Annotated in this window: 18 protein-coding genes; 9 read left to right on the top strand and 9 right to left on the bottom strand. The window is 40.1% G+C overall.

The window, feature by feature from the left end; genetic code table 11:
- The first annotated feature begins 165 nt into the window (after positions 1–165).
- The gene (locus BGP78_RS10005; protein ID WP_119861258.1) at positions 166–1,239 is read left to right on the top strand and encodes a type 1 glutamine amidotransferase domain-containing protein; all 1,074 of its coding nucleotides are present in this window, start codon (positions 166–168) and stop codon (positions 1,237–1,239) included.
- 133 nt (positions 1,240–1,372) lie between these two features.
- On the top strand, positions 1,373–3,196 hold the full coding sequence (locus BGP78_RS10000) for a serine hydrolase (protein ID WP_119861257.1): 1,824 nt from the start codon (positions 1,373–1,375) through the stop codon (positions 3,194–3,196).
- A 149-nt stretch (positions 3,197–3,345) separates the two neighbouring features.
- On the opposite strand, the gene BGP78_RS09995 is transcribed toward BGP78_RS10000, so the two are convergent.
- Positions 3,346–4,185, bottom strand: coding sequence for a GNAT family N-acetyltransferase (locus BGP78_RS09995; RefSeq protein ID WP_119861256.1), 840 nt, complete (start codon positions 4,183–4,185; stop codon positions 3,346–3,348).
- Positions 4,186–4,237: 52 nt separating this feature from the next.
- Positions 4,238–5,152, bottom strand: a complete 915-nt coding sequence (locus BGP78_RS09990; protein ID WP_119861255.1) for a LysR family transcriptional regulator — start codon at positions 5,150–5,152, stop codon at positions 4,238–4,240.
- 99 nt (positions 5,153–5,251) lie between these two features.
- Here BGP78_RS09990 and BGP78_RS09985 point away from each other — a divergent pair, with 99 nt between their 5' ends.
- Positions 5,252–5,767: a cytochrome b gene (locus BGP78_RS09985; protein WP_119861254.1), complete on the top strand. Its 516-nt coding sequence runs from the start codon at positions 5,252–5,254 to the stop codon at positions 5,765–5,767.
- Positions 5,768–6,211: 444 nt separating this feature from the next.
- Here BGP78_RS09985 and BGP78_RS09980 read toward each other — a convergent pair whose 3' ends face one another.
- A complete protein-coding gene (locus BGP78_RS09980; protein ID WP_119861253.1) occupies positions 6,212–7,021 on the bottom strand; it encodes a sulfite exporter TauE/SafE family protein in 810 nt (269 codons plus the stop codon).
- A 740-nt stretch (positions 7,022–7,761) separates the two neighbouring features.
- Between BGP78_RS09980 and BGP78_RS09975 the strand changes: the two genes are divergently transcribed.
- The 3 genes from BGP78_RS09975 (at position 7,762) to BGP78_RS09965 (ending at position 10,643) form a co-directional block, all read left to right on the top strand.
- Positions 7,762–8,739, top strand: coding sequence for a DUF1852 domain-containing protein (locus BGP78_RS09975; protein ID WP_119861252.1), 978 nt, complete (start codon positions 7,762–7,764; stop codon positions 8,737–8,739).
- A gap of 93 nt (positions 8,740–8,832) precedes the next feature.
- The gene (locus BGP78_RS09970) at positions 8,833–9,861 is read left to right on the top strand and encodes a methionine synthase (protein ID WP_119861251.1); all 1,029 of its coding nucleotides are present in this window, start codon (positions 8,833–8,835) and stop codon (positions 9,859–9,861) included.
- 449 nt (positions 9,862–10,310) lie between these two features.
- Positions 10,311–10,643 (top strand): hypothetical protein, encoded by a 333-nt coding sequence (locus tag BGP78_RS09965; protein WP_119861250.1) that lies wholly within the window; start codon positions 10,311–10,313, stop codon positions 10,641–10,643.
- A 281-nt stretch (positions 10,644–10,924) separates the two neighbouring features.
- Here the strand turns inward: BGP78_RS09965 and BGP78_RS09960 are convergent, their stop codons facing one another.
- The 6 genes from BGP78_RS09960 to BGP78_RS09935 all read right to left on the bottom strand — a co-directional run bounded on the left by BGP78_RS09960 (position 10,925) and on the right by BGP78_RS09935 (position 18,615).
- Positions 10,925–11,935 (bottom strand): AraC family transcriptional regulator, encoded by a 1,011-nt coding sequence (locus BGP78_RS09960; RefSeq protein ID WP_119861279.1) that lies wholly within the window; start codon positions 11,933–11,935, stop codon positions 10,925–10,927.
- Between the two features lie 347 nt (positions 11,936–12,282).
- Complete coding sequence (locus tag BGP78_RS09955; RefSeq protein ID WP_119861249.1) at positions 12,283–12,879, bottom strand: hypothetical protein; 597 nt, start codon at positions 12,877–12,879, stop codon at positions 12,283–12,285.
- Between the two features lie 25 nt (positions 12,880–12,904).
- The gene (locus tag BGP78_RS09950; RefSeq protein ID WP_220475518.1) at positions 12,905–13,315 is read right to left on the bottom strand and encodes a DUF6326 family protein; all 411 of its coding nucleotides are present in this window, start codon (positions 13,313–13,315) and stop codon (positions 12,905–12,907) included.
- 529 nt (positions 13,316–13,844) lie between these two features.
- Positions 13,845–15,368 carry an EAL domain-containing protein gene (locus tag BGP78_RS09945; RefSeq protein ID WP_119861248.1) on the bottom strand — a complete coding sequence of 508 codons (1,524 nt, stop codon included), beginning with the start codon at positions 15,366–15,368 and terminating at the stop codon, positions 13,845–13,847.
- A 271-nt stretch (positions 15,369–15,639) separates the two neighbouring features.
- The gene (locus BGP78_RS09940; protein ID WP_259386264.1) at positions 15,640–17,094 is read right to left on the bottom strand and encodes an FAD-binding protein; all 1,455 of its coding nucleotides are present in this window, start codon (positions 17,092–17,094) and stop codon (positions 15,640–15,642) included.
- Between the two features lie 288 nt (positions 17,095–17,382).
- Positions 17,383–18,615 carry a serine hydrolase gene (locus BGP78_RS09935; RefSeq protein ID WP_119861247.1) on the bottom strand — a complete coding sequence of 411 codons (1,233 nt, stop codon included), beginning with the start codon at positions 18,613–18,615 and terminating at the stop codon, positions 17,383–17,385.
- 398 nt (positions 18,616–19,013) lie between these two features.
- Here BGP78_RS09935 and BGP78_RS09930 point away from each other — a divergent pair, with 398 nt between their 5' ends.
- The 3 genes from BGP78_RS09930 (at position 19,014) to BGP78_RS09920 (ending at position 23,813) form a co-directional block, all read left to right on the top strand.
- A complete protein-coding gene (locus BGP78_RS09930) occupies positions 19,014–21,263 on the top strand; it encodes a winged helix-turn-helix domain-containing protein (protein ID WP_182912261.1) in 2,250 nt (749 codons plus the stop codon).
- Between the two features lie 97 nt (positions 21,264–21,360).
- Positions 21,361–22,062, top strand: coding sequence for a response regulator transcription factor (locus BGP78_RS09925; protein ID WP_119861245.1), 702 nt, complete (start codon positions 21,361–21,363; stop codon positions 22,060–22,062).
- Positions 22,063–22,064: 2 nt separating this feature from the next.
- Positions 22,065–23,813, top strand: a complete 1,749-nt coding sequence (locus BGP78_RS09920) for a sensor histidine kinase KdpD (RefSeq protein ID WP_119861244.1) — start codon at positions 22,065–22,067, stop codon at positions 23,811–23,813.
- The last annotated feature ends 6 nt before the right edge of the window (positions 23,814–23,819 follow it).

Here is a 23,819-nt window from a genome sequence, read left to right as displayed (position 1 = left end):
AGATCATTACGCGCTAAGCGAGTTTATTGCGTCAATGTATACGCTCTAGCATAGAGCCCCCTAGGTTAAACACATTATTTCCAGCCCTTTTTAATAGTCAATTTCACATTACCTTCACAGTCCCTTGTTTATCGTCGGAGTAATATTATTGGTAGGAGTATATCTATGTTGAAAAAAACCATATTCACATTAATTACCTTGGTCATACTCACAGGTAGCCTAGCCTACGGTGCGAAAAGCTGGATCAAGAGCTTACTTCCTGAAAAAGCGCACTTTCTAGCGCTAAAAGAATCACAAGTAAGCGACTTACCCTATTTAACTGACAATATTCCTGCACCCAGAGGTAAAATCCTCGCAGTAGTAACCAGTGTCGATAAAATGGGCGAAAACAAAGCAACAGGCTATGAGCACACCGAGCTTGCTCGCGCCTATTGGGTATTTATCGCAAATGGTTTTAGCGTTGATATTGCCAGTCCACAAGGCGGAAAGCCTCCAGTTGTGATAGATGGCGAAGATATGGGCGCCTATGATTATGCTTTTTTAAACGATAAAGTCATTCAGCAGCAAGTTACAAACTCTATCCCACTTGCAAACATCAACCCAGATGACTATGAAGCGGTGTACTTCGTCGGTGGTAAAGGCACTATGTTTGACTTTCCAAACAACCCACATATACACAATATTGCAAAAACCTTATATCAAAATAATAAGGTCGTCAGTGCGGTGTGCCATGGCCCTGCTGCACTTGTTAATGTGAAGCTCGACAATGGCCAGATGCTTATCCGTGATAAAAAAATCAGTGCCTTCACCAATGAAGAAGAACTGTTCCTCATTCCTGATGCAAAACAAGTCTTTCCATTCTTGCTGCAAGATAAACTCATATCACAAGGCGCGCAATTCAAAGAGGGTACAACTTATTTAGAAAAAGTTACCCAAGATGGTAAACTCATCACGGGTCAAAACCCGTGGTCGGTCTGGACATTAGCTGAACGGGTAGTCACTGAACTTGGCTATGAACCTAAAGCTCGGCAACGTACTCCTGAAGAATATGCAATTGCACTGCTATTAACCTATGAAGAACATGGTTTTGCAGCAGCAAATGAAGAACTAAAAGCGCAACCAAAAGCATATCAACGCGTGTTGATTGTGATGCACGCAATACTCGCCTTCATGCAATTCGATATAAGTAAAGGCATTGATATATTGAGCTTGGCGAATCAACTAAAGCAGTTAAGTTAGCGCTTAAGATAAATGGCTTCGCTACAACTGCGGCTTATAGATATAGGTCGCAGAGGCTGGTTCAAAATGCTCACCGCACTCAAAAAACAATAATAATAAACACAGCCTTATTAGGCTGAACTTTAGGACACCGATGCAAGTTAAATCACTACTACAAATAATACTGTTCATCTTCACTTTATGTGCAATCAATCTCGTTTATGCGAATGAGACTAAAGAACTTGAACAACACGTCGCCACAACCCTTATCGAAGAAAATCTCGTTGGCATAACATGGTCAATTGTTTCAGATAACAAACACTATGCTGGTAGCGCAGGAATGGCTGACATTGCAAAGCAACAGCCGATGGGAAAAGCACAAAACGTGCGAGTCGGATCCGTTACTAAAACCGTTTTAGCGATGGGAGTGCTTAGGTTAATTTCCGAAGATAAACTGACTTTAGACTCAGAAGTGGCACCTTATCTACCTAACCTGTCATTTAATAACCCTTGGGTAAGCGAAGCCCCTATTCGTGTTCGACACTTGCTTGAACATACCGCAGGTTTAGACAACATAAAAATGCGCCAACTATTAAATCCCACTTCTACTCCTTCGGCCCCATTGAACCATGCATTTTCTCAAAACCAAAAAAGCTTACTCACTCTCAGAACCAAACCAGGTACACATTATGCCTATTCAAATATGGGCTATGCGTTACTGGGTATGGTCATTGAAAAAGTCACCCAGCAGCGCTACGAAACCTACTTAGACGATCATCTATTAAGTGTGCTGGAAATGCACGATAGTACCTTTGAGTTTACAAGCCAGAGTGAGCAAAACACCCCCCATTCATTAGCAATGGGGTATCATGAAAACAAGGTAGCGCAACATTCAGTGCCTATCAGTTTAAGACCCGCCGAGCAGTTCACAACAACAGCACCTGATATGGCAAAGTTTATGTCATTTGTGTTGGGTGATGGCACTATTGGCGATGACGTATTCATAAAAGCCGATTTAATGGCGATGCTTGCTATGCCTCATAATACCGATGCAAAAAATGCAGGCTTACTGATGGGGCATGGATTAGCATTCGCAGTCAGAGACCGCCACGGCGCAGTTGGGATGTGTCATCCCGGTCAAACCTTTGGCTTTACCGCCTACATTTGCCTCTATCCAAAAGAAAAAAAGGGCTTTTTTTATAGTATTAACACCGATGACGAATCTGCGGATACCGAAAGGTTTAATGCTCTGTTCATACAGCATTTAAACCTTTTACCGATACCACCTTTACCCAGCGCGCCCATTGATAACCAAAATAAGCAGGTCGACGGCCTCTATGTTTTAGCGCCAAATGGCCTGGCTGAATTTGCTTTTGTCGATATGCTCTTTCACTTTATGTGGGTTGAGCACTCACCGCAGCACTTAGTACTTAATCCCCTGCAAAGTTCAGCAAAGCGCTTAACCGCAATGGGTAATAACTTATACAGACAAGCAGGAAGGACCCAAGCCTCACACGTAATTTATACCAATGAGAAGCAAGAGGTGTTTATCACTAACGGCTTAAAAACGTATAAGAAAGTGAGTATCACTAAGCTTGGGCTTTATTGGCTCAGTATGCTCGCTGGTTTGCTAGGGCTAGTGTCTATTTTTATCGTTGGCGTTATAAAATTATTTACGCCGAGCCGTTTCAGCAGACCTAATTGGTCGTTTATTAATTTACTGCTATTTACAGTACCTGCGTACTTCTTCTCTGAGCAATCGTTTATCGAGTTTGGGCTGCTCAATAGCGCCAGTATTTCATTGATTGTCATCGCGACCCTACTCCCAATGACATTGGGCTACTCATTATTTTATCAACTTAAGCAGGCTCAGGATAATTACAGAGAAAAAGTGCATACCCTTGCTCTAGCATCAGCGCTGCAATTTTGTGTAATACTTATTTGGTGGGAAAAATATCCGCTTATATTTTGGTGCTAACTTTTACCGCGTTAACATATAACCTGCGTCACACATATATTTGTAAGTAGCATGACAACCTCGTTTTTTGCTACTTACAAAGCCCTAAAAAAATTCATACTGCGATAATATTCCATACAACTGAAAAACCGCAGATACCTATAGGATACCTATCCTAGCTCAAACGTCGTAATACCAAACACTTTGTGATGGGCAATATCAGGCAATCCCTGCTGATACATTCGAGACGTTGCAAAAACCACTTCCATATCTTCATTTAATGCTAACTCAACAGCAAGGGGGTTGTTCTCTGGTACATCTAAAATAATAACCTCCCCAGCTATATCTTGCTGCAAAGCGCTAAATAATTGTGCAGCTACCTCTTTGGTATCAGCAAACAACGGACCTACTTTATGGCCCTCAACACATTGCCGCCTTACTGCATACCCTCGAACTTGGCCATTTTCAATTACGCACACCGATTTGCCTTGTGCTTGCTGTAACCACCCTTTTAAAAAAGTATCGCGCTTTGCTGGAAAGCACTGCCTATCGTAATCAATAATTTCAGCAATATGTGATTGTTTAATATCATGCGTATTAGATGAAAAAGCCTGAGCCGTCGCTCGCTTTTGAAAACGCTTATTTTGATAATAAGGGCAGTAGCCTACTCGTTTGTATATTTCAACATTATCTAACACACCATCAATACCAATATTGCGATCGCCACAGTACGCTAGCCTATGCTTAGTTAAAGCCAACCCATAGCCTTTGCCTCTATGTTTTGGTGCCACTATATAAAGCCCACAAAAAGCAAACTGCGCGTCATACCTTACCGCACTGCCAACGGCGACTATTTCACCTTCAAATTCGGCGACAAAAAAACCACTGGGATCTGCATAGTAAAATAATTTTGCGTCTTCAACTCCTGGGTTCCACCCTTCGTTACGCGCCCACTCTATGGCTATTGTTAATTCTTCAGGTTGCATAGTTCGAATGGTTAAACCAGACATATTCATCAACTCCTTATTATAACGACTCTGATCAGAGTTCAATCTTATTAGTTCATCGGTGGTTTTTCAGCATCATTTTCTCACCCCAACACACCAGAGTATCAATAAACGCTTTAAGCTTTGCTGGTTGGCCTTTTCGACTGGGATATACCAAGTAAATGACAGAATCCGTCAACTTTACTTGAGGGGCAATTTGTACTAACTCACCCGACGCTAACTTATCTCTCACCATCGTGACTGGCATAATCGCGAAACCCAAATTAGCTTGCATCGACTGAACAATGGCTGCGATTGAGTTGACCGTGAAACGTGCCTGCAATGTATGCCAGCGGCCATCAACATACACTTGGTTAAATGACGTATCATTACGCTCACCGGCAAAACTGGCAATATAAGGTTGCTCACGCAACTGCTGTATATTGATGGCATTGCCAAATTTAGCCACATGCTCAGCTGACGCAACAAAAATACGCTGAGATTGATAAATTTTCCTATAAATTAAGCTCGAATCATCAATTTCACTAAAACTAGCTCTAATAGCTAGATCAAAACCATCTTTAATGAGATCAACATTCTGTGCACCTTGTTGCATTTCAAGCGTCACTTTCGGGTGCTCAGATAAAAAGGGCACAACCACCATCGAAGCCATAACATCAGCAAAATTTTGAGGCACAGCAACACGTAAATGGCCCACAGCTTGCTGCTGCATATCACCAATGAGTGCCTCTCCCAGCTCAATCTGGTGCATTGCCTGTTGGCAAAACTTTAAATATTGCGCACCTTCATCGGTTAACTTCACCGAACGCGTTGTTCTTTGCAACAACTTAACCCCTAAGCGAGTCTCTAATTGACTCACTTTATTACTGACTGTGGACTTTTCAATTTCCAACGATTCAGCGGCTTGAGTAAAGCTTTGTAATTGTGCCACTTGGCAAAAAATACGAATTTGGTTTAAATCATTGTTCATATAAAAAAACAGTCTTTTAAATTTTAGCCTGATTATCTATATAACAATATCAATTAAACTCTCAATCTTAAACCGTTTATTTTAAATTGGAGATGAACAATGACATCTTATAGCTGGTCTTATAAATTACTGCATTGGTTATCCGCCGTGCTTATTATCCTCATGTGTTTTGCATTAGTTGGCTTTAACCCAAAAATGAGCGACGCTGACCGCAGTGTCATGTTAGTAGGCCATTCTAGTATAGGTACTATCATCACCTTGTTAATATTGATACGTATTTGCAAGCGTTTCATTTTAAAGCATGAACAACCGCCAACACGTATAACTATTGCACAACTTACCCATTATGCTTTATACGCATTAATGGTATTAGTACCGCTTACAGGTTACATCACGGCCAACTTCCATCAATTGCCAGTGCAACTTTTTGGCAGCATTGCGCTTAATGGTAGTCATGACATAGACTTATTCAATACCACTCGTTTCGTTCACGCTTCTTGCGTCAAAGCGCTCATCGCATTAGTGATTTTACATATTGCTGGCGCTCTTCGGCATAAGCTTGTTTTAAAAGACAACACGCTTTACACAATGAGGCCCTGGTTTGCTAACAAGTAAAGAGCGCTAAACGTTCTTAATACTCCGAATCTGTGCGCGTATGATGAATTACAACACAATAATACGCGTAAAGAACAAAGACTCTCGCCTTAAGGTGAAAAACCAAATAACGCTTTGGCTTGAATTGCGTGGTATGCCTCACTGGTGTTTTTCTTACTCCATCACACCGTATATTCTAAGGCGATCCGTGCAATTTCTCACAGATACCATGCGTATCACCACATTGGATTAATTCAATTGCCATAAGAAACACAGGGGGAAGGTTATTACGCTGCATATAAAAGTCATGAACTTGATGTTGGAGCTGAAAAAGAGCTGAGTGCACCATCAGAGATTTCTGACAATATTTAGATATTAATTATCGTCAGGTTAAAATAACCCCCCCCTGATTCTAGCAATACTGTGGTTCCAGCAAAGAGGCTACAAGCCTCTTTAACTCTGCTATTAACTTAACATCATATTCGCAGCCATAACGACCAATAGCCCTGCGAAGATTTTTTTAATCGTGGGCACAGGTAAGTGATTGGTTGCCTTTGCACCCAAAGGCGCAGTAAACCAAGACGTACACACAATCCCCAATAAAGCCGGTAAATAGACAAAGCCTGCAAATCCATCTTGTAGAGAAAAGTATGTACTCCCTGAGCTAATGTAGCCGATAGAACCAAACAGCGCGATCACAATGCCGCATGCTGATGCACACCCTATCGCTTTTTTCATATCCAGTGAAAAGAAAGTTAATAAAGGGACTAATAACGCCCCACCACCTATGCCTATCATTGCCGATAAGCCTCCAGTAATGGTCGTTAAAGTTGTTAATACTCCTTTATTGGGGAGCGTGCGTTCTGTCGGGTCATTATTTTTACTGCTTAAAAACATTTTTATCGCAATCAACACGACACTGACTGCAAAAATAATACGCACAACTTGCTCTGGTAATAGCGCGGCCATAAAGCCACTGATCAATGCACCTAACGCCACCCCTGTCATGATCCATGGTGCTAAGTCCCATGGCACATTACCATTTTTATGATGTGCTATTGCAGAAGAAGTCGAAGTAAATAATATCGAGGCCAATGACGTCGCTATTGCAACGATAACCACCTGTTCAGGCGGTAATATCGCTAAGTGAAGTAAAATACCGCTTAATATAGGAACTATTACCAGCCCCCCGCCAATCCCCAACAACCCAGCTAAAAAGCCAACACCACTGCCCAATACCGCACAATATACAACCAATAATATCAATTCACTCATTGTGTCTATCTCTTATTATAATTAAGGAGCAATCACACTATCTGAAAGCCGTTTTATGGGGGCAACTAGGTATTAGGCTAATACTATAATTCATGGCATATTTTGAATGCATCACTAGAAAAGCCTCAATGAGAACCTGCGACATTAGCAAAACATCCCCAAAGCAATAACGCTAAATTAGGTTTGTGATCCGACCTATCAGCATAATTTCTTTTGCTGTACTGACTATTGCTTAAGCGTCACATTTCACTCAACACTATGAATTACAAGCTTTATATCTAAATTAACCACATCTGATCAAATTATATCAATATAACGAACGCCCACTAACACTTTTACTCACCATAAGCCGTGAATATTCCTCACGTTTTACATGAGAAAAATAAATACAAAACATCTAGACATCCAGACACCCAAGCATCCATGTGCTAATTTGTCTGTTTTCGCTCAAAATATGCTCCATCAAATTGGTTGATACGCTTAATTACCTTTAACGTGAATATGACTCATGTTGTATCTGAAATTAAACCGTTTTTCTTCAAGTCGTGAACCACGTATAAATCACACTATGCTCTTAACGCTAAACACCATAACGGTGGATTCTGAACGTACATAGACAGAATAACTATATGACTTCCCGGGTATTACCTGCAGGGTAACGCAAGGAAGTAGATTAGAAAGACCAGAAAGAGCAACAACTAATTCAGGTTTTATCTCAGAAAATTGGATACCAGATCACAATGAATAAAGAATTTACATTTACGATTAAGAGCATAAGTCTCGACGAAAATTATCACCCATCTGACAATACGCGTATCACGACGAACTTTGCAAACTTAGCAAGAGGCAGTCATCGTCAAGCTAACTTACGTAACGCGTTAAAAATGATTGATAATAGTTTTAATGCATTGGCTAACTGGGATAACACCAAAGGAGACCGTTATTCAGTTGAACTGGAGATAGTGTCAGTAAACATGGATATCGAAGGCAGTGGTCAAACGTTCCCATCGATTGAAATCTTAAAAACACACATTATCGATCATAAAACAAATAAGCGTATTGAAGGTATTGTTGGCAATAACTTCTCTTCTTATGTTCGAGATTACGACTTTAGCGTGTTGCTCCAACAGTACAATAAAGATCAGCCTAAATTCAGCATCCCTGAGAACTTTGGTGAATTACATGGCAAGCTATTTCAGTACTTTGTAAATTCACAAGTGTATAAAGACAATTTCAAAAAGCCGCCTGTCATATGCTTAAGTGTTTCAGATAATAAAACTTATCATCGCACTGAAAATCAGCATCCAGTACTCGGCGTGGAATATCTACCTAATGAATCGTCTTTAACGGAACAATATTTCAAGAAAATGGGCTTACAGGTGCGTTACTTTATGCCACCAAACAGCGTTGCGCCTTTGGCATTCTTCTTCTTTGGAGATTTGCTAAATGACTACACAAGCCTTGAGCTGATCAGCACCATTAGCACAATGGAAACGTTCCAGAAAATCTACAGACCAGAGATTTACAATGCAAATGCGGCTGCGGGTACATCGTACAAGCCAAATTTAAAGAACTTAGATCATTCATTAACACAGATTATTTATGACCGAGAAGAGCGCAGTAGATTAGCCAGTGAGCAAGGTAAATTTGCTGAAGAGCACTTTATCAAACCACATCAACATGTGCTTGATAAGTGGTCACAGAGCTACGCGCTGTAAGCACAGACAATAAAACCACGCCCTCGTGGCGTGGCGATACTGCGAAATAGTTTACGTTCAGTCATTAACCCAATATATGCGACATCATCAATTATGAAAACATTATTACCGACTTCAACAGCAGGCAGCTTACCAAAACCTTTGTGGCTTGCAGAACCTGAAACACTTTGGTCTCCTTGGAAATTACAAGACAATGAGCTTATTGTCGGAAAACAAGATGCTTTGCGTCTGTCATTACAAGACCAACAGCATGCTGGTATTGATATTGTTAGTGACGGCGAACAAACTCGTCAGCACTTTGTGACCACCTTTATTGAACACCTTAATGGCGTTGACTTTGAAAAACGTGAAACAGTAAAAATTCGCGATCGCTACGATGCAAGCGTACCAACCGTCGTTGGCCCCGTTAGCCGCCAAAAGCCTGTTTTTGTTGAAGATGCTAAGTTCTTACGTAAGCAAACCAAACAACCGATAAAGTGGGCATTGCCTGGGCCTATGACTATGATCGACACATTGTATGATGCCCATTACAAAAGCCGCGAAAAGCTGGCCTGGGAATTTGCAAAAATACTCAACCAAGAAGCCAAAGAGTTAGAGGCTGCGGGTGTCGATATTATTCAATTCGATGAACCAGCATTTAACGTATTTTTTGATGAAGTGAATGATTGGGGCATTGCCACACTAGAGCGTGCTATTGAAGGGCTCAAATGTGAAACAGCGGTGCATATTTGTTACGGCTATGGCATTAAAGCCAATACAGATTGGAAGAAAACCTTAGGATCTGAGTGGCGACAGTATGAAGAAGCCTTCCCTAAGCTACAAAAGTCGAGTATCGATATTATTTCACTTGAGTGCCACAACTCTCATGTGCCTATGGACTTACTGGAACTCATTCGTGGCAAAAAAGTCATGGTAGGTGCGATTGATGTTGCCAGTAACACCATTGAAACACCTGAAGAAGTCGCTGATACTTTAAGAAAAGCACTTCAATTTGTTGATGCAGATAAACTCTACCCATGTACAAACTGCGGTATGGCCCCGTTATCGCATACCGTCGCGAGAGGAAAGCTGAACGCGTTAAGTGCTGGTGCCGAGATCATCAGAAAAGAGTTATCGGCTTAACTAATACAGCTTAACTAATACAGCTTAACCCTACTTTTATATTCTTTTGTTCAACAGGCTCAACGTAAAAAATACAAGTTGAGCCTTGTCGAGATTCTATAGCCATGTTTATTCTTGCCTGCTAGTCTGAAAGCTCATTCCTATTTCACTTTTTGAGTCCTCAATATCAATAGCACCACCTATAGTTCTGGGTGAAAATCAAAGTCAGCACAACAATTTTAACACTATGATGCCTTTGCCTCCTCGATACCTGAACCTCTAATAAATGAAATATTTCAACACCGCTACTTCAATAGCATTACCGTTCGTAACCCCCTAAAAACTTTGTTAAATCAGCGAAAAGTAACAATTTAATATTTAACCCTTCATAAAACGCCAACGCGAAGCCGGTAATTGACAAAGTAAGGAATGGTCATTACATTATTCCAATAAAATCAAAGAGGTGCATCGTGCTTAAAATCATTTCATTCTGTGTGTTAACGACTTTTGTTCAGCTCATTATTTTTACTTTTTTTGATTATCTGGAGTCTAATAATGTTGACCTTCTCTATTCACTGAATACAAATATCTTAAAAATAACGGTGTGGTTCTTCGTTTTAGTCTATGCCCTGCGCTGGGTCACTTTAAACAAGCAAGCACCGTTTGTTAATAGGCTAAGTGCTCATCACTTTAAAGTCATGCACACCCTGCAAGTGGCTGTCATTACATTTTTACTGGTTGGTGTTACCAAATATGAAGCCGAGTTTGGTCAAGCGCTGGCCTTTTATTGTTCTTGTGGCTGAGCGTAGAACCCCTGCCGTTCGTTATCGGTTACTCTGTTGTCGCTTGGTCTGGTGCAAATACGCTGATACAAAAAAATAAAACTGAACAATGAACAATGAACAATGAACAATGAACAATGAACCATGAACAATGAACCATGAACCATGAACCATGAACCATGAACCATGAACCATGAACCATGAACCATATAGCTTAAGCCCTTATCAAAGCAACTTACCCTATATATCCAGACATACCTTTTTAAATAACGATAACAAGGTATGTTTAAAGCATGTCTGGCTTATATGTCATTAAGTAAATTGCGATAGGCGGATGGGCTACATCCGGCGACCTTTTTAAATGCGGTATTAAATGTCGATTTAGAGTTAAAACCCACATCTAAGGCAATATTAGTCACGAGTTTCCCCTTATCTTGCAATTCAGCTTTTGCTTCCTCAATACGAAAACCATTCACGAATTGGAAAAAATTAGTCTGTAAAAGCTGAGAAAGAGTTTCTGATATATGGTTTTCGGTTTCCGCAATCGATTCTGAGAGCTTCTTTAAAGATAAATCATTGTGCAAAAACAACTTACCTTCTTTCATCGACTGCTCAAGTTTAGACGCAACCAGTTGCATTTTTTCATCGCTGAGTAACGCCGCTCTACCTTGACTCGCACGCGGTAAACCTTTGTCTACGCTATGCAGTGCCCTTTGACCCAAGGCCTTTTGCACAAAAAGAGTCAGTGCAATCACTTCAAAAATAGGCAGTACAATGCCTGAGCCAAACCAACGCCACCCCAGTGCGCCTAAAGCAAACTCAACAGCATACATAAACCAAACAGCGCCCCAAATGAACAATACCGCTTTAAACCACCCCACAGCTCGTTGCTCAATGTCAGAAAAGCGTTCCATCAATTGCTGGCAATGCTTACTGTGGAGGTTAAACGCCATTGCTAAAAATAAAACCGTAAACGCGATAAAAACAAACGTCGTAGCCAAACAGGTAAACACCGCTATTTTCCAAAGTTCAGGATCCCGTGTAGAGGGGGTCGCCAGAGCCAGTTTTTCAGCGGGGCTGATCATAAAAATAAAGGGCAGCATAATCAATACAACTAAAATGGGCCCAACTGATGCCAATAGATACACTCGCTTACCCACTGATTTACCAGGTGACATCATCGCATAGGCATAAAAATATAGTGCTGGACCCAGCAACGCCCGAAACGGAAATTGAGCCCCCGCCAATGCAGGTGCGTAAACATAAGCACCGGAATAGATAAATAGCTCACCCGCTAAATGTATCAATAGCAATAACAACAATCCTTTCAAAAAAAAAGTGTGCCTTTGTTTTGGTTTGTTAAAAACGTCTATCAAAGCAAAGATTGTTATGCCCAGCATGCAGGAATATAAAATTGTAGGAAAAAGATTGACCATTTAGTTACCAAGTATTCAATTTGACTTTACAAAAGTAATTATAAAGTCAAATCGCATACTGGTCCATCGGCAGTGTTCTTCCATTAATTTTCACTGCATAAAAAGTCTTACGCTAAAAAACATGGCACCTTTTGATCTTTTTCATTTTTATTTTCATTTTTTTATTTCTTCTAATGCTATCTCCAAATAAAAGTTAACAATTAATATCAACAACTTACATTATTTTATTTTCTTAAAGAAAACCCTAACGCTAAAAAAGTCACTGAAATGACCGCATTAGTGTAATAATCCAGCGACAAACCTGCTTCCATGCCTTTTATACTGCACACCACCAGCATTAAAGCCCACATAGCCACGGGCACTGATAACAAGTACCCTATTTTCCGCTGTGCTTCACTTCGTAAAAATGCAATGGCATAACAGAGAAATGCCAGTACCACTGCAACCATAAAGACTACGATTAACAGGGTGAACCACTGCGGTGTTGGTTGCGGCACTGCACCATACAATAGCGACATGCCGAAAAGCCATATCGCAGCGCTCCCTAAAGAAAAACAGGCCAAAAATGCAAAAGAAATCCCACTTTTCGCCATGAGCGGTGCGTTATTTACAACGGGTGTATAGAGCTTAAAGAGGCCAAATACGCCTGCCGCCAAACCTATAACCGCAGGTATGGCTGGCCATAAAATAGAGAGCTGATGGTCTAAATAAAAACGCGCCCACAGCATTACGGTGTTTATCAACATAAAAACACCTGCAATCATGAAAAAGCGTGCATCCCAGCAAGGTACATTATGTGTGTTCATGGTCAAACGGTTCATATTTCTGCTCCTTCAATACAGCTATCTACGACGTTGATTCTTGCTGCCAAGTGGCTGCCAAATAAATAATGAGTAACCCCGTACAAATCTCGAAAAAGCTAAAGAACATATAATGAAGTGTGCCACCCATTGTCACGGTATAGGTTTGAATTGAGGTGGTAATAATCCCAGCAACGATATTACAATATTTGCTTAGTCTGAAAGTTAACACGCTCGACAAAACAATCATGATCATAGGGATTTGCAATACAATAGCAAAAGCGAGCAAGAATTCTTCGGTGATGTTCATACCACCGACTGCCCCCGACAATAATGCATCTAAGTATTTGCCCAGATGTAAACTAAACACATCGCAAAAAATGTAATTCACTGTTAGAAAAACCCAAAGTAAAGAAAGTAACTGACTGCGTGTGCCTGACCATTCAAAAATTTTCATATCATTTCTCTTTTAAATATTAAGATTCGATATGAACAATGTCTTAATCGCGTCCGACTGTCGTTCCAATGGGCCTATCCGAACGATTTTTTGCAATTTTTTTTAAAATATTTACCGATTTACGCTTTTCACCGAAAAGCTAACAAGAGTTATGAGCACTTTTCGAGCAATAGCTGGCGCTTAGAAAATAAAGCAGAGGTAATTTCAGAGGAAAAAGACAGATCATGCCTGCGATAAGCATAAAGGTGTGACGTAATTAATATAGCCGCCTTATAAAAACGCTCAGTAAAAGTATGAATGGTTTCGTTTTGATATCAGAATCGCATCAAAAATCAAAAACAAACATTTAATTTCAATGAGTTAAAAAAACCTCTGTAATTTAAATACCATTGGCAAAAACTTTTATGCCACAATAATCAGCAACTTTTAGCGCTAACCAAAACGTGTATCAATAAAAAGCCTGCTATTTTACATGGTTCAAGCTAGGTTATTGATTAACCTAGCTTAGGATAAGAACGACAGGATTAAGCTAGTCATGCTTCATCGTAAGTAAGTTTTTAGCGACTTTTTTCCACTCTACGAGCTCATTAAATGGCATTGGCTTAGCATAAACATACCCTTGTATTTTATAAACACCATGCTTTGCTAAGAACTCTACCTGCTCATTGGTTTCTACCCCTTCGGCAATGGTTTTTTTAGATGACGCCTCTGCAAATGCGATGATTGATGAGAGTACCGAATTTTTCATATCATCCGTCCCAATCACATCAATGAACATCTTATCTATTTTAATGGTAGAGATACCTAATTCCTGAACATAAGAGAACCCGCCATAGCCTGTACCCGCATCGTCGAGCTTGAGTTCAATGCCCAATTCATAAAACTTTGACAAGGTCACTTTGGCTTGTTGTAAGTCTTCAATTTTACGTCGCTCAGTGATCTCTAAAGATAAATTTTTAAAGTCCCATGAACCATCGGTCTTTAAATTTTTAATATAAGCATATAAATCATCACTATAAAGATGTTCAGGTACAATATTTACACTCATAAACTTATCGGTGCCCGCCCAGCCCAGCTTTTTGATATCGCGTACAACCCGATAAAGTAACTGCTCTGTGATAGGGATAATTAAACCAGAGTCTTCCGCATAGGGGATAAATTGATAAGGTGGGATCACCGTGCCATCTTCTTTTACCCAACGAACTAGCACCTCACAACCAACAATTTTCCCAGACTTAGAGTGTAAAATAGGTTGATAAAAAGGTTTAAATTCATGGGATTGCAGGCCTTGCTTAATCAGTGCTTCCATCGTTTGATTCTGGCTCAATAACCACTGCATCGCGATGACTAAAAGCAGCCCAAATACTCCGCCAATCCCCAAACTCACCGCCCCACTCCAATGCTCTATCGGAGATAGGTAATTCTTAGATACTGACAATGACAAAGAAAACGGGTATTTATCTGAGTAAATAAACGAAGACAACGCTAAGTTGTCTGCTTGACTATCAATATCGCTGACTAAAATATCAAAGTTATCCAATTGTACCTTTAATACCGCACATTCATCACAAAATGCCCGAGGAATATGAATAGGCTCAATATCTGCGATAAGTCTATAATTCGGGGTTTTATAGATCACTGCCAAATCATGTGTATGAGTAATGCTGTTAAGCTCTGAGCCAATGAATACATTATCACGCAACGCATGCCAAGACGCCTCTTCACTTTGCTCAATGGCTTTACCATGACTGGAGCACTCTTTACCATTTTCAATATGCACCTCAAACAACCGTACATGAGGGCTGGTAAATGCAGCCCGTTGCATTTGCGTCATATCTGATGCTGAACAATCAAATGCAAGTGTCTGGGTGAACTGCTCATTCATATTGATGGCTTCGCCAACGTGCGTTTCTAACTTTTCTAGTAAAAATTCTAGCTCTGAGTCGATGGCGTGCTTAACATAAAAGCTAGCAATGTTGTGATGAAAGGTAAGCGTAATACCAATACTCACTAACAATAATAAAGCTGACGCCCAAGGACGTTGAAATTTCATAAAACCACCCAGTATTATATTTTATTTTTAGATTGCCAAAAATTGCTCTTTAATAGGGTTGTCTAGAATGCGACAGAGGTCAATGTTTGTAGGCTATTAGATACCATCCTAAATACCTAGAGCACGCCGCAAGCTCCCCTCTTGCTTAATCTGGAGCTTTGATTTTCAGATATATTCAAAATGAGACAGTCCCCCTCTGATGATCGTACTCAAACCCATTCACTCCCAGTTATAATATCCATATACTTGAACACAAAAATACTTCTCAGATTTAATTATCATAGTGCTGCTCCCATAACTTATTGGTAAAACGATTATTAGGATCAACTCTATGCTTTAATTGGAAAAACTCACTCGCTCTTGGGTAGGCCAAGTGGAACTGTTCAGTGGTCGCGTGCCTTTGATATGGTAAATAATAAGCGCCGTTATGTGCTATGACAGCATCTACTAATTCTCGACTCCATACAGCAACGGCTCGTTCGTCCTGTACTAATGTTCCCTGACGATAATACACAACAAATGCAAACACTTCTTCTTTTGCCCACGCTAATAAAGAGCCTGTATCAGGCAGTGCATGGCGTACCGATACGTTAATAACATTGACTTCATACTTTTTAAAAATTTGCGACATTGCTCGCGCAAAACTGTCAAACCGCGCTACGGGCACAAAATACTCTCTTAATACGTATGTTTCTGTGTCTCTACTTTTTGGCTCTAGCTCTTTAACATCATAGCTTGCTTCATAGTTTCGCCATTGCACCGCGTCAAAAGCGTATTTAGCTGGTTCTAAAACATGCTGCCTTAACCACTTCCCAAAGTGTGAATCAGCGACAAACTTGGCCACTTTAGGTTGCCACCAATAGCTTTTATCACGAGGTATAAGGTTTGTTGTTACCGTGAGTGGCTTTTCAGTGCGTACCCAACTTACGCTATTTATATGAGTATAATCGGGCGGGTAAATATCGGCGTTATGAAACACAATATTAGCGTTTTCTTTAATCCTATCTGCAAAGAACGTACTATATTCATCAACTCTCATATACGTCGTTTCTCTAGCGACCTTAACATTGGGCATTAGTTTAAGTGTCGCTTGTGCTATAACACCTAGCCCTCCGTACCCACCAATCACACCATAAAATAATTCTGAGTTTTGCTGTGCAGAAGCGTTAATAATGCTTGCATCAGCCATAACCACTTTGACTGATTTGACTGAGCGAATGATCGGCCCTTCCCCCATATATCTGCCATGTACATTCACACTTAATGAACCGCCAACAGTAAAGTTTGAATAAGATTGCATGATTTTAACTGAGAGACCATGCGGGTCGATAATATCTTGTATATCTCGCCAACGCATGCCACTTTGAACGGTAATTTCGCGCAGCTCAGGGTTAAAGTAAATGACTTGATTAAACTTTCTCATATCAAGGTGAAGGCTCTGTTCCTTTGCAATTTGCCCACCTTGGCTATACCTTCCCCCACCGACAGAAATTTCCCCATTCGTTGATAAAATAGCACGCTGTATATCTTCTATTTTTTGAGGCTCAACAACCTTTGCAACTCTGATAGGGTTTAACATGGTCACATCATTAACCATGTTTTTGTCATGTATTATACCCTTCGGAGCTGAATAGAATCCGACTAAAAAATATATCGCTAATAATACAGCTACACCACTCATAACCATGTGTTTAGCTTTAAACCCTCTTTCCTTAGAATATGTCATATCTGTCTTCTTATTTTTATACAATTTAAAGGTCGCTAGCCGAAATAAAGGCAACGCATAAGCAGGTCTATTCTCCTAAGAAAATAAACTGCAAAACTCTTAATTGCAAAAAAGATAAGACTAAATACAAATACCTAGAAAAAATAATGCAACTCGACTCTTTGACCCTATGCAATGACCATAGATAAGCAGCGCTACCGATAACTTGTTTGTTATAACAACGGATAGCGCATGTTCTTCGAGGGGAGGTGATGAAGCTTTGCTGCTAATTTTCAGTGCACTTTTAAATCACAAAACAAATGCAGGTATTACACTTTTAGCTATATGCTCGAAAATTCTATCGTCTGCATCATGGCCGGTGGTCACGATGGTTAAATCAAGTTCTTTAACAATAATTAAACGCTGACCACCCCCACCCCACGCAATATGCGTACTATATGACCTATCGTTAATGTCCACATCCGTTTGATACCAAAAATAGCCATAAGAATAATGCTTTGGGATCCAATCACTAACTGGCTTAGTTAGCTTTTGCGTTGCCTTATCTAAATAAACAACAGGTATCAGCTGCTCTCCTTGCCAGTTCCCATCATTGCGCACTAGCTCTGCCAGTTTCATCATATCGCGTGACTTTAAACTGACTCGCCAACCTGCTTCTGGCAACCCACTAATCGCCGTCATCCATCGATAATCGGTGATCCCTAATTTATCTAGCAGTTCATTTTCAATAAACTTATCAACATTCCCCGGAACAAGGGCAGCAATAACTTGCATAACCAATGTCGGATTATAATTACCATAAACAAAACTCTGAGAAGCTGGGGTAATGGGTTTACTATGTACTAGTAGCTCTTGAACAAAGCCTTGGCCATGAACTCTATTTACAACCGTGCTCGAAAGCTGGCTATGTCGTTTAGATAACTCATCAGCTTTTTCTTGATGTATTTTTAACCCACTGCGCATCGTTAGAACTTTATGAAGCGTGATGTTTTCAGCGCCTTTTACCAGCTGTTCTGTGTCTAATTCCTTCAAAAAATGCACTAAGGGCTTATGCAAATCAGCCATACTTAAATACCCAAGCTGCATTGCCCTGCCAAGTAATAAACTGGTATACGCTTTCGCTGCAGACGCTTGATCATGCGGCAAGTCAACCCGCCCACGATGATAGTATGACTCAAATACCAACTTACCTTTATGAGAGATCAGCAGGCTATCGTATTGGCCATACTTGTTCTCAGCGATTGCTGTAGCAAAGTTCATGATGCCTGCCTTACTCGTGTTATTAAGGTCTAGCTTGCCCACTGTAATACCGTCTTTATTTTCCTCAGGCTTAGGGGTAATAAAAGCTTTTTCAAGGTATGGCAGATCCCAAAATCGACCTTTTGCTTCAACCTCTGTTGCTTTTGGTGCTGTATGTTGACTTTCAATACTAGTATTCATGTTGCTTGCGTCGACTTGCCCACAGGTACTCATAAATAACATGAACATGACGGCGCTTTTTAATTTTGATTTCTTGTGCATCTTAGCTCTCTTAATTAACCATCTTCGGGTTCAACCTCATTTAATTAAACGCTACAAAGACCGTGTAGTTTGAACAAGTTAAAACACCTAAAATCTTCCAAAGTTTGAAGTTAACCAACTCAATAAAAAACTAAGCTTTATTATCAGTTAGTTGAAAGTAAAATCACTTGAGTTATTTTTAAAGCACCTTCAGTTTCAGCCCAATAAATAAGTGCTTTGTTCCTAAATCTCGCCTTGCCTGTTTATTTTTGATATTCGAGCAACAAACCTGCACAATGACATAGGGGTTTTATTACCTATTTAAGGTTCAAACCTTACTGCCTAACTAAGAATAATAATGACAAAAATGGATCAGACTTGGGTGAACAAAAAAGTAACGTTAGTGTATGGATATAAGCATGGAACATAACCCAAAGTACCAACTGGGCGCTTGGCGCATATGCTCAAATAGTAATAGCCTTATAAGCCAATCTGGCACACGCCAACTCGATAATAAAAGCATGCAACTTTTGTTGCTGTTAATTCAAAATGCTGGAAAAACAGTCACCAAAGAGCAAATTTTGGCGCACTTATGGAAAGGCAAGTGCGTTACGAACGACATTTTGTCGGTCACGGTGAGTAAAATACGTAAAGCACTTGACGATAATGCGCGACATCCCATTTTTATCAAGACACAACCCAATGAAGGGTACATACTGATTGCACCGGTCAAAGAGATCAAAAACACCGCTTCACATCATATAAGTAAAACACGCTTGCTCACGTTACTTGTCGTATGTAGCTTACTCTTTAGCACATTTATAACGGGGTATTTTGCTCAGCCAGTCGAGGAAAGTATCACAGCCAAGCTTAATATAGACTCTATTGCCGTGCTGCCTTTTGATGACTTAAGCCCAAACCAAAATAATCAGTACTTTGCCGATGGCTTATCAGACGCGATTATCAATCAACTTTCTCAAATTAAATCGTTAAAAGTGATTTCCCGTTATTCCTCTTTTACTTATCGAGAAAAATACAATGCCACCGCAATTGGTGACGCACTGCAAGTCGAGGCATTACTTGATGGCAGTGTACAAAGACTCAATGAACAAACTCGGATCACTGTCAGAGTAATTAGTACCCAAAATGGCCAACTACTTTGGTCAAACACCTTTGACAGCAACAATCAGAATCACTTTCAACTACAGGATACCATCAGCCAAGTCATACATACGCTCATTCACCCTAAGACCAATAAAGCAGCACTACAGAGCCAAACTATCAACGCTCAAGCTTATGAATGGTATTTAATGGGGCAATATCATTGGCGTCAACGCACGCCACACGCACTAAATAAAGCGGTCGATTACTTTAAGCACAGCTTAGAACTTGAACCTGATTATGCCCCAGCACATATTGGACTAGCCATTAGCTATGCATTTTTACACACCTTTGGTAGCTGGGGGGAGCTTGACGCAATCGAGGCTGCGCTCCCACATATAAACACAGCACTAGCGCTAAACCCAAATTCTCCACTCGCGCTTGCCACCCAAGGCATGATCTTATCAGACAAAGCAAAAGCGATGAAAGACAGCACGCTTTATCACCAAGCTGAAGCCTTATTTACTCGCTCACTTAACCTTGAAAGTAATGCCACAACCCATCTTTGGTATAGCATTTTATTAACGCGCTTAGGTAAGCAACAACAAGCCATTGACCATTTACGCCAAGCAATCACACTTAATCCATTGTCCGCATCACTAAAACGCTCATTCAGTCACTTATTGAAATCAATGGGTCAGCTAGATGCGGCCCAAAAAGTATATCAACAAGCGCTAGATTTGGAAGGTAACATGACTATGCACCCTTTTCAGTCAGCAAAAGTGAACAGGTATACTCAGGCGTCAATTTTAGCGATGGCTGATTGGCATGCAGACAATACAGCCCTATTTACCAATTGTTCAAGCATTGAAGTATGCGAGCAGCAAGTGCTGGCATACCTGAGTGTTGGCGCAAACAAAACAGCTGAGCAGCTGCTTGATAAAATGCGACCAATACACGGTCACTTTGTCTATAGCATGAACTTAATTAGACTCAGTGAACAGGGCAACGACGAGCAAGTCCTATCCAATATAAAGCAGCGTATAGCTCGTATACCTTACACTCAAGAAGCGCACTTAGAACTCGCCAATGCGCAATTTCGCGCTGCCCGCTTTAGCTCAGCCAAAAATACCCTACTAAAATTACACCCTCAGTGGCGTAACAAAAGTACTTTAACGCACACCGAGATCACCGCTGATAACTATCCTGCAGTCATTTTACTAGCGGTATCTACCCTGTATTTAAATGACAAAAAAAACGCCGAAATGCTATTAAATAAAGTACACACATTCCTTCAGCAAGGCCATGTATTTGATAATATTCAAACCCAATTTTCTTTAGCGCGAGTAGCAAGTATGCTTGGAAATACACAGCAAGCGCTGCATTATTTATCGAGTGCACTCGGGATGGGTTGGATAGAATCATTTAATATGCAGTGGTGGACCTTACAAAACGATCATTTACTAAAGCCCTTGCAAGACATGCCTGAATTTAGAGTGCTACTCAAAAAATATAACAAAAAGCGACAAACACTACGTGAAACCATTAGAGTTAAAGTGTCAAAATAAGCGCTATAACATTCTAGTTTTACAAAACTTTGCATTTGATATTTTAATAACAATGATAGAGTAAGTCTTAAGTAAGTTAATTAATAAAAAGAATAAAATGAATATAAAACCCACTCTGCTTATCGTCGAAGATGAGCCAAGCATATTACGAGGCTTAACGGACTTATTTACCTTCCATGGCTTTGAAGTCGACAGTGAAATGGATGGTAAAAAAGGGTTAAACCGAGCTGTTGAGGGCCAATACACTTGTATTATTCTAGATGTGATGTTGCCGTCCATGAACGGTTTTGAAATTTGTAATGCAATTAGGCAGCAATCTCAAGTGCAACCGATCCTTATGTTAACCGCAAAGAATACTGAAGAAGATATAATTAATGGCCTTACCCTTGGCGCAGATGATTATGTCGCTAAACCCTTCTCTGCTTCAGAATTGATATTGAGAGTGACCGCATTGATAAGGCGTTCTGGCTTATCAAGTAATGATAATAAACTAAACATTGGCGACCATATCAGTATTTGTATGCAAAAATTAACGGGAACGTCTTACGGACAAGAAGTACGCTACACCCGTCGTGAAGTCACTCTGTTAAGTTACTTGAATCAACAAAAATCCCCGGTTTCACGTGATGAGTTACTGAGAGAGATCTGGGGGTATAAATCAACGGAGCACATAGATACACGCACGGTCGACATCCATATCGCCAAAATACGCAAAAAAATTGAGCGCGACTCTAAAACGCCAGTTCACTTGGTCACCCTAAGGGGTGAAGGATATCAACTATTTAGTGCTCAGTCGTAAATATGACATCACTATTCTCAAATAAACGCTTATTAAATTACCAGCAACGTATTTATCGTCTTCGTGTATTTACACTGGTTTTTTTAACCTTACTGCTCACTCCAATCAGCTTGGTGTTGTATAAAGGTTACACTCAGTTTGAACAAGACCTTTTAACTGAATACCAAAGTAAAACGCAAGAAATAACCTCTCAATTAAACCTTAGATTATTTAAGCGTATCGTATTTGATAATGCATTAAGTACACGTGAATTTAATTATTACCAGCATATTTACAATCCCAGTACTCAAAAAATAAGCCGAGTACCATCACCTCTTTCAAACCCAGATTATCATACAAGATTTACAGGCTTGATTGGATATTTCCAACTAGATAAAGAAGGTAACTTTAATAGTCCAGTATGGCCTCATACCATCAAAAGCCCTAAAAGATTAATAACCCCCCAAGATGATAAAGAAATGAGAGAGCGTAAAAAGCTCGCTTTAAACTTATACAACATCACAGCAAAATCGAATGAACTAAACACACTCATTGACCATGACCTATCGGCAAATAACGAGAAATTTCTTTTATTATCAGATGTCGCTGGATATCTTATTTTTTATCGGATTGTATCCGTGAACGACATAAAGCAATTACAAGGCTACATCATTGATGTAGAAGCCTACTTAAACGACCAAATTGCCAATACGTTAAAAACAGTGCTATTTAAAAATACCATTGCTGTCACTGTAGCTCCCAATAGAACGAATGCAGATAACGTTTATTTGATCTATAAGAGCGACCCACAAGGTACATCAAGCATTACCTCAACTAAGCACCTAGATGACCAATTAACCCAACAGGTATTAAATAGTCATGCATTGAGATGGCCCTTTAAGGACTATAAGCTCACTTATTCTACCTCACAGCTCATACTGCCTTTAGCAGCAACATATAGCCTAGGCTTGATGGCACTCTTGATGGTTGGCATTGTACTTGGCTGCTATGGCTTTTATCGTTTAGGGGTTAAACACATCACTCTCGCAGAGCAGCGCCTCAACTTTGTGTCTTCCGTCAGTCATGAGCTCAAAACCCCGTTAACTTCAATTCGTATGTATTCTGAAATGTTAAAGTCAGGCATGGTTCCCTCTGAAGAATATAAATCAGAGTATTACGAGTTTATACACAGCGAAAGTGAGCGCTTGTCTCGATTGATTGACAATATATTGCAGCTATCGAAGCTCAGCCAACCTCAACACAATATTAAGCCGCAGTATACCAAGCTCAGTATTTTATCTGACATCATTCAGTCAAAAGTGTCGTCGTTGCTACTTAAAAATAACTTTAAAATTAATATCTCTAGTGACTTTGAACACCCCGAACATGTCCTACTCTATGTTGATTTAGATGCCTTTTCACAAATTGTGATTAACATAACCGACAACGCAATCAAGTTTTTCGACACTGAAAAAATCCAAGATGATAAACGCCAAAGAATAGAGGTTAACTTCACAGCTGAACCCAATATCAAAAACCATATTATGATGGAAATTCGCGATTATGGTGAAGGCATATCACCCGAACAAGAGAGTAAAATTTTTGAACTATTTTACCGAGGCGGCAATGAGCTCACACGTTCAACCCAAGGTACAGGGATAGGACTGGCGCTCGTCAATGAACTTGTATTAGCACAGCAAGGTACTATTAATGTAGAGCGTATGTCGCCAGGGTTATCAATGAAGGTCCGGTTTAAGAGCAAGGGTCATTAAGTGTTT

This window comes from Pseudoalteromonas sp. MSK9-3, assembly GCF_003590335.1.
Taxonomy (GTDB): domain Bacteria; phylum Pseudomonadota; class Gammaproteobacteria; order Enterobacterales; family Alteromonadaceae; genus Pseudoalteromonas.
The sequence above is the reverse complement of the archived record's forward strand: the minus strand, read 5'-3'. Positions and strand labels throughout refer to the sequence as shown.

Excerpts from the sequence above, each read along its gene's own strand:
- BGP78_RS10005 (WP_119861258.1), top strand. The coding sequence starts at position 166 with ATGTTGAAAAAAACCATATTCACATTAATTACCTTGGTCATACTCACA.
- BGP78_RS10000 (WP_119861257.1), top strand. The coding sequence starts at position 1,373 with ATGCAAGTTAAATCACTACTACAAATAATACTGTTCATCTTCACTTTA.
- BGP78_RS09995 (WP_119861256.1), bottom strand. The coding sequence starts at position 4,185 with ATGTCTGGTTTAACCATTCGAACTATGCAACCTGAAGAATTAACAATA.
- BGP78_RS09990 (WP_119861255.1), bottom strand. The coding sequence starts at position 5,152 with ATGAACAATGATTTAAACCAAATTCGTATTTTTTGCCAAGTGGCACAA.
- BGP78_RS09985 (WP_119861254.1), top strand. The coding sequence starts at position 5,252 with ATGACATCTTATAGCTGGTCTTATAAATTACTGCATTGGTTATCCGCC.
- BGP78_RS09980 (WP_119861253.1), bottom strand. The coding sequence starts at position 7,021 with ATGAGTGAATTGATATTATTGGTTGTATATTGTGCGGTATTGGGCAGT.
- BGP78_RS09975 (WP_119861252.1), top strand. The coding sequence starts at position 7,762 with ATGAATAAAGAATTTACATTTACGATTAAGAGCATAAGTCTCGACGAA.
- BGP78_RS09970 (WP_119861251.1), top strand. The coding sequence starts at position 8,833 with ATGAAAACATTATTACCGACTTCAACAGCAGGCAGCTTACCAAAACCT.
- BGP78_RS09955 (WP_119861249.1), bottom strand. The coding sequence starts at position 12,879 with ATGAACCGTTTGACCATGAACACACATAATGTACCTTGCTGGGATGCA.
- BGP78_RS09950 (WP_220475518.1), bottom strand. The coding sequence starts at position 13,315 with ATGAAAATTTTTGAATGGTCAGGCACACGCAGTCAGTTACTTTCTTTA.
- BGP78_RS09945 (WP_119861248.1), bottom strand. The coding sequence starts at position 15,368 with ATGAAATTTCAACGTCCTTGGGCGTCAGCTTTATTATTGTTAGTGAGT.
- BGP78_RS09940 (WP_259386264.1), bottom strand. The coding sequence starts at position 17,094 with ATGACATATTCTAAGGAAAGAGGGTTTAAAGCTAAACACATGGTTATG.
- BGP78_RS09935 (WP_119861247.1), bottom strand. The coding sequence starts at position 18,615 with ATGCACAAGAAATCAAAATTAAAAAGCGCCGTCATGTTCATGTTATTT.
- BGP78_RS09930 (WP_182912261.1), top strand. The coding sequence starts at position 19,014 with ATGGAACATAACCCAAAGTACCAACTGGGCGCTTGGCGCATATGCTCA.
- BGP78_RS09925 (WP_119861245.1), top strand. The coding sequence starts at position 21,361 with ATGAATATAAAACCCACTCTGCTTATCGTCGAAGATGAGCCAAGCATA.
- BGP78_RS09920 (WP_119861244.1), top strand. The coding sequence starts at position 22,065 with ATGACATCACTATTCTCAAATAAACGCTTATTAAATTACCAGCAACGT.